General features: G+C 70.0%; 13 protein-coding genes. 6 read left to right on the top strand and 7 right to left on the bottom strand.

The window, feature by feature from the left end; all coding sequences use genetic code 11:
• Positions 1-184: 184 nt before the first annotated feature.
• The 4 genes from ACIRFL_RS27405 to ACIRFL_RS27390 form a co-directional block, all read right to left on the bottom strand.
• On the bottom strand, positions 185-760 hold the full coding sequence (locus tag ACIRFL_RS27405; protein ID WP_404033522.1) for a TerD family protein: 576 nt from the start codon (positions 758-760) through the stop codon (positions 185-187).
• 97 nt (positions 761-857) lie between these two features.
• Complete coding sequence (locus ACIRFL_RS27400; protein WP_388717970.1) at positions 858-1,433, bottom strand: TerD family protein; 576 nt, start codon at positions 1,431-1,433, stop codon at positions 858-860.
• 141 nt (positions 1,434-1,574) lie between these two features.
• Positions 1,575-2,033, bottom strand: coding sequence for a peroxiredoxin (locus tag ACIRFL_RS27395; protein WP_404033519.1), 459 nt, complete (start codon positions 2,031-2,033; stop codon positions 1,575-1,577).
• A 117-nt stretch (positions 2,034-2,150) separates the two neighbouring features.
• Positions 2,151-2,588, bottom strand: coding sequence for a DUF3052 domain-containing protein (locus ACIRFL_RS27390; protein WP_351728882.1), 438 nt, complete (start codon positions 2,586-2,588; stop codon positions 2,151-2,153).
• Positions 2,589-3,002: 414 nt separating this feature from the next.
• Here ACIRFL_RS27390 and aceE point away from each other — a divergent pair, with 414 nt between their 5' ends.
• The gene (aceE, locus tag ACIRFL_RS27385; protein ID WP_404033517.1) at positions 3,003-5,705 is read left to right on the top strand and encodes a pyruvate dehydrogenase (acetyl-transferring), homodimeric type; all 2,703 of its coding nucleotides are present in this window, start codon (positions 3,003-3,005) and stop codon (positions 5,703-5,705) included.
• A gap of 414 nt (positions 5,706-6,119) precedes the next feature.
• Here the strand turns inward: aceE and ACIRFL_RS27380 are convergent, their stop codons facing one another.
• Positions 6,120-7,748, bottom strand: coding sequence for an MFS transporter (locus ACIRFL_RS27380; protein WP_404033515.1), 1,629 nt, complete (start codon positions 7,746-7,748; stop codon positions 6,120-6,122).
• Between the two features lie 62 nt (positions 7,749-7,810).
• Here ACIRFL_RS27380 and ACIRFL_RS27375 point away from each other — a divergent pair, with 62 nt between their 5' ends.
• From ACIRFL_RS27375 to ACIRFL_RS27365, 3 genes are all read left to right on the top strand, one after another.
• The gene (locus tag ACIRFL_RS27375) at positions 7,811-8,497 is read left to right on the top strand and encodes a TetR family transcriptional regulator (protein WP_404033513.1); all 687 of its coding nucleotides are present in this window, start codon (positions 7,811-7,813) and stop codon (positions 8,495-8,497) included.
• Between the two features lie 79 nt (positions 8,498-8,576).
• Positions 8,577-9,794 carry an alpha/beta hydrolase gene (locus ACIRFL_RS27370; protein ID WP_404033511.1) on the top strand — a complete coding sequence of 406 codons (1,218 nt, stop codon included), beginning with the start codon at positions 8,577-8,579 and terminating at the stop codon, positions 9,792-9,794.
• 66 nt (positions 9,795-9,860) lie between these two features.
• A complete protein-coding gene (locus ACIRFL_RS27365) occupies positions 9,861-10,712 on the top strand; it encodes a DUF4429 domain-containing protein (protein WP_404033509.1) in 852 nt (283 codons plus the stop codon).
• A 9-nt stretch (positions 10,713-10,721) separates the two neighbouring features.
• Here the strand turns inward: ACIRFL_RS27365 and ACIRFL_RS27360 are convergent, their stop codons facing one another.
• Positions 10,722-11,210 (bottom strand): MerR family transcriptional regulator, encoded by a 489-nt coding sequence (locus ACIRFL_RS27360; RefSeq protein WP_404033507.1) that lies wholly within the window; start codon positions 11,208-11,210, stop codon positions 10,722-10,724.
• 383 nt (positions 11,211-11,593) lie between these two features.
• On the opposite strand from ACIRFL_RS27360, the gene ACIRFL_RS27355 reads away from it, so the two are divergent.
• Both ACIRFL_RS27355 and ACIRFL_RS27350 read left to right on the top strand, forming a co-directional pair.
• The gene (locus tag ACIRFL_RS27355) at positions 11,594-12,064 is read left to right on the top strand and encodes a GNAT family N-acetyltransferase (protein ID WP_404033505.1); all 471 of its coding nucleotides are present in this window, start codon (positions 11,594-11,596) and stop codon (positions 12,062-12,064) included.
• 18 nt (positions 12,065-12,082) lie between these two features.
• Positions 12,083-12,904, top strand: a complete 822-nt coding sequence (locus tag ACIRFL_RS27350) for a serine hydrolase domain-containing protein (RefSeq protein ID WP_404033503.1) — start codon at positions 12,083-12,085, stop codon at positions 12,902-12,904.
• 24 nt (positions 12,905-12,928) lie between these two features.
• On the opposite strand, the gene ACIRFL_RS27345 is transcribed toward ACIRFL_RS27350, so the two are convergent.
• On the bottom strand, positions 12,929-13,582 hold the full coding sequence (locus tag ACIRFL_RS27345; protein WP_404033526.1) for a pirin family protein: 654 nt from the start codon (positions 13,580-13,582) through the stop codon (positions 12,929-12,931).
• Positions 13,583-13,691: the final 109 nt, after the last annotated feature.

Here is a 13,691-nt window from a genome sequence, read left to right as displayed (position 1 = left end):
ACAGGATCGCCACGATGCCGAATGCGGTCCACCCCCCGTAGAAGACCGCAGCGACCAGGCCGAGCGCGGTGACCGCGAACGACCAGCCGAAGGTTTTGAGAAGCACTGGCTACCCCATCGTGTGTTGGGGGTCCCCACCCAGACGCAGTCTGGGGGAGGGGTCTCCCCCGCGCCGTACTCGGCTTTACGAAACGTTGACTCCGAAGTCTAGAGCGATGCCCCGAAGTCCCGACGCGTACCCCTGCCCCACTGCACGGAACTTCCACTCGCCCTGGTAGCGGTACAGCTCGCCGAAGATCATGGCGGTCTCGGTGGAGGCGTCCTCGCTGAGGTCGTACCGGGCGAGTTCCTGGCCGTCGGCCTGGTTGACGACGCGGATGAAGGCGTTGGAGACCTGGCCGAAGGTCTGGCCGCGCTCGTCCGCCATATGGATCGAGACCGGGAAGACGATCTTGTCGCAGTGGGCCGGGACCTTCGGCAGGTCGACCAGGATGCTCTCGTCGTCGCCCTCGCCCTCACCGGTGAGGTTGTCACCGGTGTGCTCCACCGAGCCGTCCGGGCTCTTCAGCTGGTTGTAGAAGACGAACCACTCGTCGCCGAGGACCCGGCCGCCCTGGCACAGCAGGGCGCTGGCGTCCAGGTCGAAGTCGGCGCCGGTGGTGGAGCGCGCGTCCCAGCCGAGTCCGATCAAGACGTTGGTGAGGTTCGGTGCGGCCTTGGAGAGGGAGACGTTGCCTCCCTTGGCGAGTGTGACGCCCATGTTGCTGGTCCTCCCCTGGGTGGAGCCGTTCGGTAGTCCTGCGCGTCCGGCGCCGGCCCCGGGCGGGGCGGCGGCGCCGGACGGGACGGGTCACTTCTCAGACGTTGACGCCGAAGTCCTGCGCGATGCCGCGCAGGCCCGAGGCGTAGCCCTGGCCGATGGCGCGGAACTTCCACTCCGCACCGTGCCGGTACAGCTCGCCGAAGACCATGGCGGTCTCGGTGGAGGCGTCCTCGCTGAGGTCGTAACGGGCGATCTCCTGCTGGTTGGCCTGGTTGACGACGCGGATGAACGCGTTGCGCACCTGGCCGAAGGACTGCTGGCGGTTCTCGGCGTCGTAGATCGACACCGGGAAGACGATCTTGTCGACGTCGGCCGGGACCGACGCGAGGTTGACCTTGATGACCTCGTCGTCGCCCTCGCCCTCACCGGTGATGTTGTCGCCGGTGTGCTCCACCGAGCCGTCCGGGCTCTTGAGGTTGTTGAAGAAGACGAAGTTCTGGTCGCTGCCGACCTTGCCCGACCCGTTCAGCAGCAGCGCGCTGGCGTCGAGGTCGAAGTCGGTGCCGGTGGTGGTGCGGACGTCCCAGCCCAGACCGACGAGGACAGCGGTCAGGCCCGGGGCCTCCTTGGTCAGTGATACGTTGCCGCCCTTGCTGAGGCTGACTCCCACGAGTCCTCCATGTGTGTCCGGGGGCGGGGAGCCCCGTCGTGCGTCGGATACCGGATCAACGAGTCGATCCTAGTGACGGGTTCCCGCCCCCCGCAGGCCCTGGAACCGAAGAATCGAAGGTGTCGGTGGCGGGGTGCCGCGTCACAGGGCGCCGAGCGCCCGTACGTACGCGTCCAGGTCACGGGCGTCCGGCAGGGCGTTGACGACGGTCCAGCGCACGACGCCCTCCTTGTCGATGATGAAGGTGCCGCGCAGGGCGCAGCCCTTGTCCTCGGCGAAGACGCCGTACGCGCGCGAGGTCTCGCCGTGCGGCCAGAAGTCGCTGAGCAGCGGGTACTCCAGGCCCTCCTGCTCGGCGAAGACGCGCAGGGTGTGGATGGAGTCGTTGGAGACGGCGAGCAGCTGCGTGTCGTCGTTGACGAACGTGGGCAGGTTGTCGCGCAGTTCGCACAGCTCGCCGGTGCACACTCCGGTGAAGGCGAAGGGGTAGAAGAGGAGCACCACGTTCTTCTCGCCGCGGAAGTCCGAGAGCCGCACGGTGCGGCCGTGGTTGTCCTTCAGTTCGAAGTCGGGCGCCTTGTCGCCGACCTGGATCGCCATCGTCCTGTGTCCCTTCGGTGGGGCTGTTCGGGTGGCACCACCCTACGCAGCGGTCACCGGGGTACGGCGGACGGGCCGGAGCGGGCCCGGCCCGTCCCGCGTACGGGATGAGGCGGCCTACTTCCTGGACTTGGCGGCCTTCGGCGTCACCAGACGCGAGCCGCTCCAGTCCTTGCCCACGCTGACGCTCTTCGACGCCGACAGCCCGGCCGTCGTCGCGGCTTCGGAGATGTCACTCGGCTCCACGTACCCCGAACGGCCGGTCTTCGGCGTGAAAAGCAGGATCGCGCCACCCTCCTCGATGTAGGTGGTGGCGTCCACCAGCACATCCGTCAGGTCGCCGTCGTCGTCGCGGAACCACAGCACCACGGCGTCGGCCACGTCGTCGTACTCCTCGTCCACCAGGTCGCTGCCGATGACTTCCTCGATGGACTCGCGGAGCTCCTGGTCGACGTCGTCGTCGTAGCCGATCTCCTGGACCACCTGCTCGGGCTGGAACCCCAGCCTTGCGGCAGGGCTCGTCCGCTCCTCCGCGTGGTCCGCGGTCGCGCTCACGGGTTGCCTCCTGATCATGTTTCGGTGAATGACTCAGCCACGCGCGTGCGCGAAGCATTGGCCGTAGTCCACACGGGCGGGGCGGATCGCGCAAGTACCCGGCCGTTCAGACCGCCGAAACGGTGACGATCCCGGCCGTGTCGACGCAACTCCTGGCACCGTATCGCGCGGCACTCGACCGCACACCACACCGTTGTGCCCGGTTTGCCCCGTTCGGAATCATCCGCCTATACGGCCATCGAACAGCTTTGCCACGCACCGTACACCCTGAGGCGTATCGTTGCGTTTCGACTGGACCGCCCGGAATACGAGGTGGCCAACCGCGGAGAACTGGGAACAACTGGATCAGCAGAAAAGCAGCCCATCTGACAGGTAAAGCCAGACACAGCAGCCCTCCGACAGGTAAGGAACAGCGTGGCTTCCGGACCCGATCGCAACCCGATCATCATTGGCGGCCTTCCGAGTCAGGTTCCTGACTTCGATCCCGAGGAAACCCAGGAGTGGCTCGACTCCCTCGACGCCGCCGTCGACGAGCGCGGCCGGGAGCGGGCGCGCTATCTGATGCTCCGCCTGATCGAACGGGCCCGCGAGAAGCGGGTGGCCGTGCCCGAGATGCGCAGCACGGACTACGTCAACACCATCGCGACCAAGGACGAGCCGTTCTTCCCGGGCAACGAGGAGATCGAACGCAAGATCCTCAACGCGACCCGCTGGAACGCGGCCGTGATGGTCTCCCGCGCGCAGCGCCCCGGCATCGGCGTCGGCGGCCACATCGCCACCTTCGCCTCCTCCGCCTCGCTGTACGACGTGGGCTTCAACCACTTCTTCCGCGGCAAGGACGACGGCAGGGGCGGCGACCAGGTCTTCTTCCAGGGCCACGCCTCCCCCGGCATCTACGCGCGCGCGTACCTGCTCGACCGGCTCACCGAGGCGCAGCTCGACGGCTTCCGCCAGGAGAAGTCGAAGTACCCCAACGGGCTGTCCAGCTATCCGCACCCCCGCTCCATGCCGGACTTCTGGGAGTTCCCGACGGTCTCCATGGGTCTCGGCCCGCTCGCCGCGATCTTCCAGGCCCGGATGAACCGCTACATGGAGGCGCGCGGCATCGCCGACACCTCCGCGTCGCACGTGTGGGCGTTCCTCGGCGACGGCGAGATGGACGAGCCGGAGTCGCTGGGACAGCTGACCATCGCCGCGCGTGAGGGCCTGGACAACCTCACCTTCGTCGTCAACTGCAACCTCCAGCGGCTGGACGGCCCGGTACGCGGCAACGGCAAGATCATCCAGGAGCTGGAGTCCGTCTTCCGTGGCGCCGGCTGGAACGTGATCAAGCTGGTCTGGGACCGCACCTGGGACCCGCTGCTCGCCCAGGACCGCGACGGCCTGCTGGTCAACAAGATGAACATCACCCCGGACGGCCAGTTCCAGACGTACGCCACCGAGTCCGGCGCCTACATCCGCCGGCACTTCTTCGGCGACGACCACCGGCTGCGCGCCATGGTCGAGCACATGACCGACGACCAGATCCTGCACCTGGGCCGCGGCGGTCACGACCACCGGAAGATCTTCGCGGCGTTCTCCGCGGCCAAGGCGCACAAGGGCCAGCCGACGGTGATCCTGGCCAAGACGATCAAGGGCTGGACGCTGGGCCCCAACTTCGAGGGCCGCAACGCCACGCACCAGATGAAGAAGCTGACGGTCGACGACCTCAAGCACTTCCGTGACCGGCTGCACCTGCCGATCTCCGACCGTGAGCTGGAGTCCGGCCCGCCGCCGTACTACCACCCCGGCCGGGACACCGAGGAGATGCAGTACATGCACGACCGGCGCAAGGGGCTCGGCGGTTATGTGCCGACCCGGGTCGTGCGCTCGAAGCCGCTCGCACTGCCGGGCGACGCGACGTACGCGACCGTGAAGAAGGGCACCGGTCAGCAGTCCGTCGCCACCACCATGGCGTTCGTGCGGCTGCTGAAGGACCTCATGCGGGACAAGGAGATCGGCCGGCGGTTCGTGCTGATCGCACCGGACGAGTACCGCACGTTCGGCATGGACTCCTTCTTCCCGAGTGCGAAGATCTACAACCCGCTCGGCCAGCAGTACGAGTCGGTCGACCGGGACCTCCTGCTCGCCTACAAGGAGTCGCCGACCGGCCAGATGCTGCACGACGGCATCTCCGAGGCGGGCTGCACGGCCTCCCTGATCGCGGCGGGCTCCGCGTACGCGACCCACGGCGAGCCGCTGATCCCCGTCTACGTCTTCTACTCGATGTTCGGTTTCCAGCGCACCGGCGACCAGTTCTGGCAGATGGCCGACCAACTGGCGCGCGGTTTCGTGCTGGGCGCGACCGCAGGGCGCACCACCCTGACCGGAGAGGGGTTGCAGCACGCGGACGGCCAGTCCCAGCTGCTCGCCTCCACCAACCCGGCGTGCGTGGCCTACGACCCCGCCTACGGGTACGAGATCGCGCACATCGTGCAGGACGGGCTGCGCCGCATGTACGGCGGTGACGCCGAGCACCCGCACGGCGAGGACGTCTTCTACTACCTCACCGTCTACAACGAGCCCATCCAGCACCCGGCCGAACCGGCGGACGTGGACGTCGAAGGCATCCTGAAGGGCATCCACCGGATCGGCGTGGGCAGCGCGGGCTCGATCCCGGCGCAGATCATGGCGTCCGGGGTCGCGGTGCCCTGGGCGCTGGAGGCGCAGCGGATCCTCGGCGAGGAGTGGCACGTCCGCGCGGACGTCTGGTCGGCGACCTCCTGGAACGAACTGCGGCGGGAGGCCGTGGCGTGCGAGGAGTACAACCTGCTCCATCCCGAGGAGGAGCACCGCACGCCGTACGTCACGCGGAAGCTCGGCGGGGCGGAGGGGCCGTTCGTGGCCGTGTCCGACTGGATGCGGTCGGTGCCGGATCAGATCGCGCGGTGGGTGCCGGGGACGTATCAGTCGCTGGGCGCGGACGGGTTCGGCTTCGCCGACACCCGGGAGGCGGCGCGGCGCTTCTTCCACATCGACGCGGAGTCGATCGTGGTGGGGGTGCTGGCCGAGTTGGCGCGGGAGGGGAAGGTCGACCGGTCGGTACTGAAGCAGGCCGTCGACCGGTACCGGTTGTAGGCTCCGCGGGTCCCTGCGGGGGGCCTCGGCCGTCATTTGGGTGCGGGTGCGTCGTGGTTTCTCGCGCCGTTCCCCGCGCCCCTAAGGGGCGGCACCCGCCGTCGTTCCGTGCGGGAGCGTCGTGGTTTCTCGCGCCGTTCCCCGCGCCCCTAAGGGGCGGCATCTGCCGTCGTTCCGGTGCGGGTGCGTTGTGGTTTCTCGCGCCGTTCCCCGCGCCCCTTCGGGCGCGCACCCGCCGTCGTTCGGGTGCGCGGGAGGCGCCCCGATAGGGGCGCGGGGAACTGCGCGACCAGCCACGACGCTCCCGCACGAGAAAGAACTGCCGTCTTTCGGGTGCGGGAGCATTGTGGTTGATCGCGCCGTTCCCCGCGCCCCTGACGGGGCGCGCCCCGTTGGCTGCTGGACCGCCGGAGGTCAGATGTGGCCGACTCCCGCGCCCGCCTCCGCGTTTTCGCCGCGCTTGGTCAGGAGCGCGACCAGGACGGCGACGATCGCCACGCCCGCGGCCACGAAACAGGCCAGGCTCATGCCGGAGATGAACGTGTCGTGCGCGACGGCGGTGATCTTCCCGGCGATGGCCGCGGGCGTGCCCTCGGGCACCGGCGCCACCCCCACCTGCACCGCCTCGGACGCCTGGGCGAGCTGTTCGGACGAGAGCTTCGGCAGCCCCGCGTCCGTCCAGTTGCCCGGCAGGGCGCTGTCGACCTTGGACGCCATCACGGCACCCAGCACCGCCGTACCGAGGCTGCCGCCGATCTGCATCGCGGCCTGCTGGAGACCGCCGGCCACGCCGGACAGCTCCATCGGGGCGTTGCCGACGATGACCTCGGTGGCGCCGACCATGACGGGCGCGAGGCCGAGGCCCAGCAGGGCGAACCAGATCGACATCGCGCCGCTGCCGGTGTTGGTGTCCAGCGTGGACATGCCGTACATGGCGATCGCGGTGGCGGCCATACCGCCCGCGAGCGGGATCCGCGGGCCGAGCTTGGTGATCATGGCGCCGGCGAGCGGTGAGCCGACGATCATCATGCCGGTGAGCGGGAGCAGGTGCAGACCGGCGTCGATCGGGCTCATGCCGTGCACGTTCTGCAGGTAGAACGTGACGAAGAACAGGCCGCCCATGAAGGCGATGGCCATGAGGACCATCAGCACCACACCCGCCGACAGCGGGATGGAGCGGAACAGACCGAGCGGGATCAGCGGCTCCTTCACCCTCGTCTCCCAGAAGGAGAAGAGCCCGAAGAGCAGCACCGACCCGGCGATGAACGCCCATGTCTTGCCGTCGCCCCAGCCCCACCCGGGCGCCTTGATGAGCGCCCAGACGAGGCAGAACATCGCGCCGGACAGCAGGACGATGCCGGGGATGTCGAAGGAGCGCGGCGCGTTCTCGGCGCGGTGGTCCCTGAGGATCAGCACACCGAGGACGAGGGCGAGGACGCCGACCGGCACGTTGATGAAGAACACCGACTGCCAGTTGACGTGCTCGACCAGGACACCGCCGAGGATGGGGCCGCCCGCGGTGGAGGCACCGATGACCATGCCCCAGATGCCGATCGCCATGTTGAGCTTCTCGGCCGGGAAGGTGGCCCGCAGCAGGCCCAGCGCGGCCGGCATCAGCAGCGCGCCGAACAGGCCCTGGAAGACACGGAAGGTGACGACGAGCCCGATGCTGTCGGACAGGCCGATGGCACCCGACGCGGCGGCGAAGCCGACGACGCCGATCAGGAAGGTCTGCCGGTGACCGAAGCGGTCACCGAGCTTGCCCGCGGTGATCAGGGAGACCGCGAGTGCGAGGAAGTACCCGTTGGTGATCCACTGGACCTGTGCGAAGGTCGCGCCGAGGTCCTTCTGGATCGCCGGGTTGGCGATGGCCACGATGGTGCCGTCCAGGGCCACCATCATGACCCCTACGGCAACGGTGATGAGCGTGAGCCACGGATGGCCGCGCAGGCCCGCGGCCGGGGCCTGGACCGACGGGTCCGACGGAACCCGGTCCGCCTTGTCCCCCGACCCCGCCGCGTCGATGGTGGTCTGACTAGTCATACCTTCGAGGCTAATGACAGCGGCTGACAATTGACAAACCAATTCACAAGTCGGTAACTGTCATGTCACTCACATATAGCCTGAACTGGGAGAACGGTTCGCCCAAGAGGTGGAGGAGCCCCGTGGAGACGCTGCGCGAACGCAAGAAGCGCCGCACCCGGGACGCCCTGCTGCACGCCGCGCTCGACCTGTTCACCACCCAGGGGTACGAACAGACGACGGTCGACGAGATCGCCGACGCCGTCGAGGTGTCGCAGCGCACATTCTTCCGGTACTTCCCCGGAAAGGAGGAAGCGGCCTTCGCCATCGAGGAGATCGCCGAGGCCCACTTCCTCCGCGCGGTGCGCGAACGCCCGCCGTGCGAGCCCCCGCTGGAGGCGCTGCGCCAGGCCGTGCTGGAGGGCTGGGAGACCGTGAACGAGGCCATCGCCTCCGTCGTTCCGGTCGAGACGTATCTGCGCATGTTCCGGGTGATCGAGTCGACGCCCGTGCTGCTCGCCGCCCATCTGCGCCGCGCCGTGGAGACGGAGGACGCGCTGGCGCGGCTGCTCGCCGAGCGCGAGGGGGTGGACGTCGAGACAGACCCGCGCCCGCGCCTCCTGGTGGCCGTGTTCGGCGCGGTGATAAGGGTCACCGGGCGCGCATGGTCGGCGGGCGACGATGTCAGCGTCGCGGCGATACGCGACCTGACCAGGTCGTATCTGGACCTGGTGGGACCCGAGCTGATCGGGAGCTGGCGAGCGGACTGAACCCGCCGCGTCCGTCGAAACGTGATACCCGTCACTCGGTTAACGCGAGACCCTCTCGTTCTCCTAGTGTGTCCTCCCAGTGACTTCCTTCGACACCTCCCCGCAACTCAACGTCTGGCGCGCACTGCTCGCCCTGGCCGTCGTGTTCGTGATGCTCGCGACCACCGGCTGGACCGCCCTGCGCAGCCACCGGGAGGCGAGCGCCCTGTCGGCCTCGCTCACGGCGTGGGAGCACGGCAGCGTGCACGGCCACCGGCTGCCCGACCCGCACGCGGCCCCCGCCGTGCTCACCCGGTTCTTCGCCTCGCTCAGCGCGCAGGAACGCGTCCGGCTGGCGCACCGGTACCCGCTCGCGGTCGGCAACATGAACGGCGCCCCGGTCGAACTGCGCTACCGCGCCAACCGCATCGCCCTGGACCAGGCGCGCAAGGCCGAGAAGAAACGCATGCACGACAACAGGCTCACGCCCGCCGGCCAGCAGCAGGCGGGCCGTCGTATGCACCGCTTCGAGGCACTGCTGACCAAGGGCCGGCACATCCTGGCCTTCGACCCGGCGGGCTCGGGCCGGATCGCCGAGGTGTTCGGCAGTCTCCGCAAGGCGCAGCGGATCTCGGTCGTCGTCCCCGGCGTCGACACCGACCTGCTCACCTTCCAGAAGACCTACAGCCCGTACTCCGCGCCGGTCGGCATGGCCAAGGCGCTGTACGCGGCGGAACGCACCCAGAGCCCCACGACCCGTACGGCCGTGATCGCCTGGGCCGACTACACCTCGCCCAGCGGCCTCGGCGTCGACGCGGCCACCGCGATGCGCGCCGAGGACGGCGCCGTCCGGCTGAACGCACTGCTGCGGGCGCTGCCCGGCGCCGCGCCCCTGTCGCTGTTCTGCCACAGCTACGGCTCCGTGGTCTGCGGGGTGGCCGCGCACGGCATGCCGCGCCGGGTGACCGACCTGGCGGTGGCCGCGAGCCCCGGCATGCGGGTCGGCAAGGCCGCGCACCTCGGCACGGACGCCCGGGTGTGGGCGATGCGGGACCCCACCGACTGGATCCAGGACGTGCCCTACCTGGAGGTCGGGGGCCTCGGACACGGCGCGGACCCGGTCTCCGGCGCGTTCGGCGCGCGGGTGCTGTCGGCGCGGGACGCCCAGGGACACAGCGGCTATTTCGAGCCGGGCACCGACAGCCTGCGCAACCTGGCCGACGTCGGAGTGGGCGCGTACCACTCGGTGACGTGCGCCCGCGACGACGAGGGGTGCCGGACGGGTCTGACCGACGGCTCGACGGTCGAACGCGCGTAGAACTTGCAGGAAGTGCGGTCTGCTCGGGGAGGGACGGAGGAGCTTGTGCCGCATACGATGAGCCGCATGGGTGACGTGCTGGCCGGATTTCATGCCGCCTGGGAGTTCGAGTCCGACTCCGTGCTCATCCGTTACGAACGGGGGATTCGAACGCCCAAGTTGTTCCAGGCGCTCGGGGAACGACGTGTCCCGCTGACCGCGCTCGAAGGGGTGACGCTCTCCCCCGGACGGCGCGGCACGGTCGTGCTGCGCGCGGAACCACGGCCCGGCGCCGATCCGCTGATGGAGGCGGCGGACGGGCAGCTCAAGGAGCACAGCGACCCCTACCGGCTGGTGCTGCCCGCCGAACGGGCCACCCTCGCCGAGTACTACGCCGACGAACTGCGCGCACAGCTCACCGAGTCCGGCCCGGCCGAGCGCCACCTGGTGGCCGCGCCCGAGGCGCCCCGGCACTTCAAGGCGTACGACGGGAAGGCGTCCTTCGACGGGACCTCGGTGCACTTCCGCTGGTCCTGGACGGGCGCCTCCACCGCCAAGTGGAAGGCCGGCGACCAGCGCTTCCAGGTCGCCGACCTGGGCGGCGTCGAATGGCGCTCCCCCGAGGTGTTCGAGGGCCATCTGCGGCTGCTGCACCGCTCCCCCGCCGCCGGCCGGACCGCCCAGCCCGACCAGGACCCGGCGACGGTCGTCTTCGGCCTCGGCTACGGACCCGTCCACGAATCGCTGCCGTTCGCCGCGGCCGTGCTGGCCGCGGTGCGGGCGCGCGGGACCGCGGCCGCGGTGCCCGCGACACCGCGGCGCCGCGACCCCGCCGACATCGCCGAGCGGATCCGGCACCTCGGGGAACTGCACCGGGCGGGGCTGGTCACGGACGAGGAGTTCGCCGTGAAGAAGGCCGAACTGCTGGCGGAGCTGTAGCTGCCGCGGTCAGCGGCCGGCCCGCTCCCGCTCGAAGTCGCGCCCGGCGTCCGCGTAGAAGCTGATCTTCCGGTCCAGTACGGCGAGGGTGTCCTGGAGTTCCGCGATCCGGGTCAGCACGTCCCGGCGGGTGGACTCCAGCAGTTCGTGCCGCTCCAGGAAGGTGTGGTCGCCCTCACGCACCAGCTCCGCGTACCGGACCATGTCCGCCACCGGCATGCCGGTCAGCCGCAGCTTGGTGACCAGGTCGAGCCAGTCCAGGTCGCGGTTGGTGTAGCGGCGCTGGCCGGTGTGCGAACGGTCGATGTGGGACATCAGGCCGATGCGTTCGTACCAGCGCAGGGTGTGGGCGGTCAGGCCGGTGAAGGCGACGACCTCGCTGATCGTGTACTGGTCCTGGCCGTCGGGGCGCGGGTGCCGGCGGGGTGGGGCGGAGCAGAGGTCGGCGGGGGTCTGGGCTTGCTCGGTGGCCGCGGGCGTGGTCTGCATCACCGTCATGGGTCCCACGCTATGACCTTTGAGCGCACTCCAAGCAAGTGGCTCCGCCGGCTTGGCGGGGAGGGGTGGTGTTGCTTGCCTTGGCGTTCTTCGGATGCGGGTGCAATATGGCCGTTTTGGGGGACTTGGGTCGTTATTCGAGTGCGGGTGCGTTGTGGCTTGTCGCGCAGTTCCCCGCGCCCCTATCGGGGCGACACCCGCCGTCCTTCCAGTGCGGGTGCGTTGTGGTTTCTCGCGCAGTTCCCCGCGCCCCTAGCGGGGCGCACCTGGCGTGGTTTGTTGCGCCCCGAAGGGGCGCGGGGAACTGCGCGATCAGCCACGACCGTGCCGCGGACGGCCGACGGCATGTCGCGGCAATTCCAGCGGAGCGTAGCGTGGGCCGTATGAGTCTTGTTCGGCGGGCAACTCCCGAGGATGCACAGGAAGTTCTGCGGCTGCGGCAGGTCATGATCGACTCAATGTTCGGGTCCGACCCGTCCACGGCCTGGCACGGGGAGTCCCTGCCGACCCTGCGCGGCCGGCTCGCCGAGCCGGACGGCGACTTCGCCGCGTTCGTCGTGGACCACCCCGAGCGGCCGGGGGCGCTGGCCGCGCTGGTGGCCGGCACGATCGAATACCGGATCGGCCGGACACGCAACCCGCAGGGCACGGTCGGCTTCGTGTTCAGCGTCGCCACCGACCCCGGCGCCCGCCGCCGCGGGTACGCGCGCGCGTGCATGGGCGAACTGCTGGAGTGGTTCCGCTCCCGCGGCGCCGCCCAGGTCCAGCTCACCGCCTCCGCCGAGGCCCGCCCCCTGTACGACTCCCTCGGCTTCCGGCCCAAGCCGGACCCTTTGCTGGAGCTGAGACTCTGAGCACCTAAGCTCGGCCGTATGGCGTTGCAGAGTCTTGCGTTGGTCGGGGAGTGGCCCGTGGCGACCGCCGCGGCGGGTGTCGTACGGGCCGACGGTACGGTGCTGGGGACCCACGGGCCGGCCGGCCTGCGCTTCCCGCTGGCCTCGGTCACCAAGCCGCTCACGGCGTACGCGGCGCTCGTCGCGTACGAGGAGGGGGCGATCGAGCTGGACGAACCGGCGGGGCCGCCCGGCGCGACGGTCCGTCATCTGCTCGCCCACACCTCCGGGCTGGCCTTCGACGAGCACCGGGTGACCGCACCGCCCGGGGAGCGCCGGCTGTACTCCAACGCCGGCTTCGAGCAGCTCGGCGACCACATCGCCAAGGCGGCCGACATCCCGTTCGCCGAGTATCTGCGGCAGGCGGTGCTGGAGCCGCTGGGCATGACGGACACGTCGCTGGAGGGCTCGCCCGCGAAGGACGGGGTGTCGACGGTGGCGGACCTGCTGCGGTTCGCGGCCGAGGTGCAGGCGCCCCGGCTGCTGGATCCGCGGACGGTCGCCCAGGCGATGACCGTGCAGTACCCGGGGACCAAGGGCGTCCTGCCGGGTTACGGGCACCAGAACCCGAACGACTGGGGGCTGGGTTTCGAGATCCGCGACGCCAAGTCGCCGCACTGGACGGGCGGTTCGTCCTCTCCGCGTACTTTCGGGCACTTCGGGCAGTCCGGTACGTTCCTGTGGATCGACCCGGACGCGCGGGCGGCGGGCGTCGCACTGACCGACCGCGCCTTCGGTCCCTGGGCGATCGAGGCGTGGCCGGTGTTCACGGACGCGGTGCTCTCGGAACTGCGCGGCTGAGGCCCGCCGGGCGCTTCCCGCGCCCTACGCGGCCATCTCCCACAGCAGCAGCTCCGCCCCCGTCTCCGCCACCGCCTCCAGGCCCTGTGCGTCCGTGATGCGGGCCGAGTCGCCCGGTTCCAGGCGCTGCGCCGCGAACCGCAGCGCTCCGCGCACCATGTGCAGGTAGAGGTACGCGGCGTCCGGCAGCGCCGTGCGCTCCCCTGGCCGCAGCCGCCGTACGTGGAGCATCGCGCCGGCCTCGGGGACGGCGTACGGGGTGGAGTCGGCGATGCCCCGGACGATCTCGTAGCCGGGGATGCCGCCGGGGGTCCGCGGGGCCAGCCACATCTGGACGAAGGTCAGCGGCACCGGGCCGTCGTTGCGCTCGACATGGCGGACACCGGCGGCGGAGCTGAGGCGCTGGACGTCACCCGGGCCCAGCACCGTCTCGCGGCCCGTCGAGTCACGGTGGGTCAGCTCGCCCTCCACGACCCAGGTGACGATCTCGGTATGGCTGTGCGGGTGCTCATCAAACCCGGCCCCGACCGCCAACCGCTCCTCATTACAAGCGATGAGCGCACCGAAGCGCAGATTGCCGGGATCGTAATGCGCCCCGAACGAGAAGGCATGCCACGTCTCAATCCCGGCCCGCCCATCCCCACCCACATACCGCTCCCCAGCCCGCCACACATCCATCACACCCCCACGTTAGCCCGCCCCGAAAGGGGCGCGGGGCTGTGTACATATGCGGCTCCGCCGCGCGGGCGCGACAAGCCCCAACGCACCCGCACCCGGCAACGCCCCG

Source organism: Streptomyces sp. NPDC102462 (genome assembly GCF_044765425.1).
Taxonomy (GTDB): Bacteria; Actinomycetota; Actinomycetes; order Streptomycetales; family Streptomycetaceae; genus Streptomyces.
This window is presented reverse-complemented; position numbering and strand designations above follow the sequence as displayed.

Bases quoted from the DNA above. Each gene is read 5' to 3' on its own strand.
- ACIRFL_RS27405 (WP_404033522.1), bottom strand. From the start codon at position 760: ATGGGCGTCACACTCGCCAAGGGAGGCAACGTCTCCCTCTCCAAGGCC.
- ACIRFL_RS27395 (WP_404033519.1), bottom strand. From the start codon at position 2,033: ATGGCGATCCAGGTCGGCGACAAGGCGCCCGACTTCGAACTGAAGGAC.
- ACIRFL_RS27380 (WP_404033515.1), bottom strand. From the start codon at position 7,748: ATGACTAGTCAGACCACCATCGACGCGGCGGGGTCGGGGGACAAGGCG.
- ACIRFL_RS27375 (WP_404033513.1), top strand. From the start codon at position 7,811: ATGTCACTCACATATAGCCTGAACTGGGAGAACGGTTCGCCCAAGAGG.
- ACIRFL_RS27365 (WP_404033509.1), top strand. From the start codon at position 9,861: ATGGGTGACGTGCTGGCCGGATTTCATGCCGCCTGGGAGTTCGAGTCC.
- ACIRFL_RS27360 (WP_404033507.1), bottom strand. From the start codon at position 11,210: ATGACGGTGATGCAGACCACGCCCGCGGCCACCGAGCAAGCCCAGACC.
- ACIRFL_RS27355 (WP_404033505.1), top strand. From the start codon at position 11,594: ATGAGTCTTGTTCGGCGGGCAACTCCCGAGGATGCACAGGAAGTTCTG.
- ACIRFL_RS27350 (WP_404033503.1), top strand. From the start codon at position 12,083: ATGGCGTTGCAGAGTCTTGCGTTGGTCGGGGAGTGGCCCGTGGCGACC.
- ACIRFL_RS27345 (WP_404033526.1), bottom strand. From the start codon at position 13,582: ATGGATGTGTGGCGGGCTGGGGAGCGGTATGTGGGTGGGGATGGGCGG.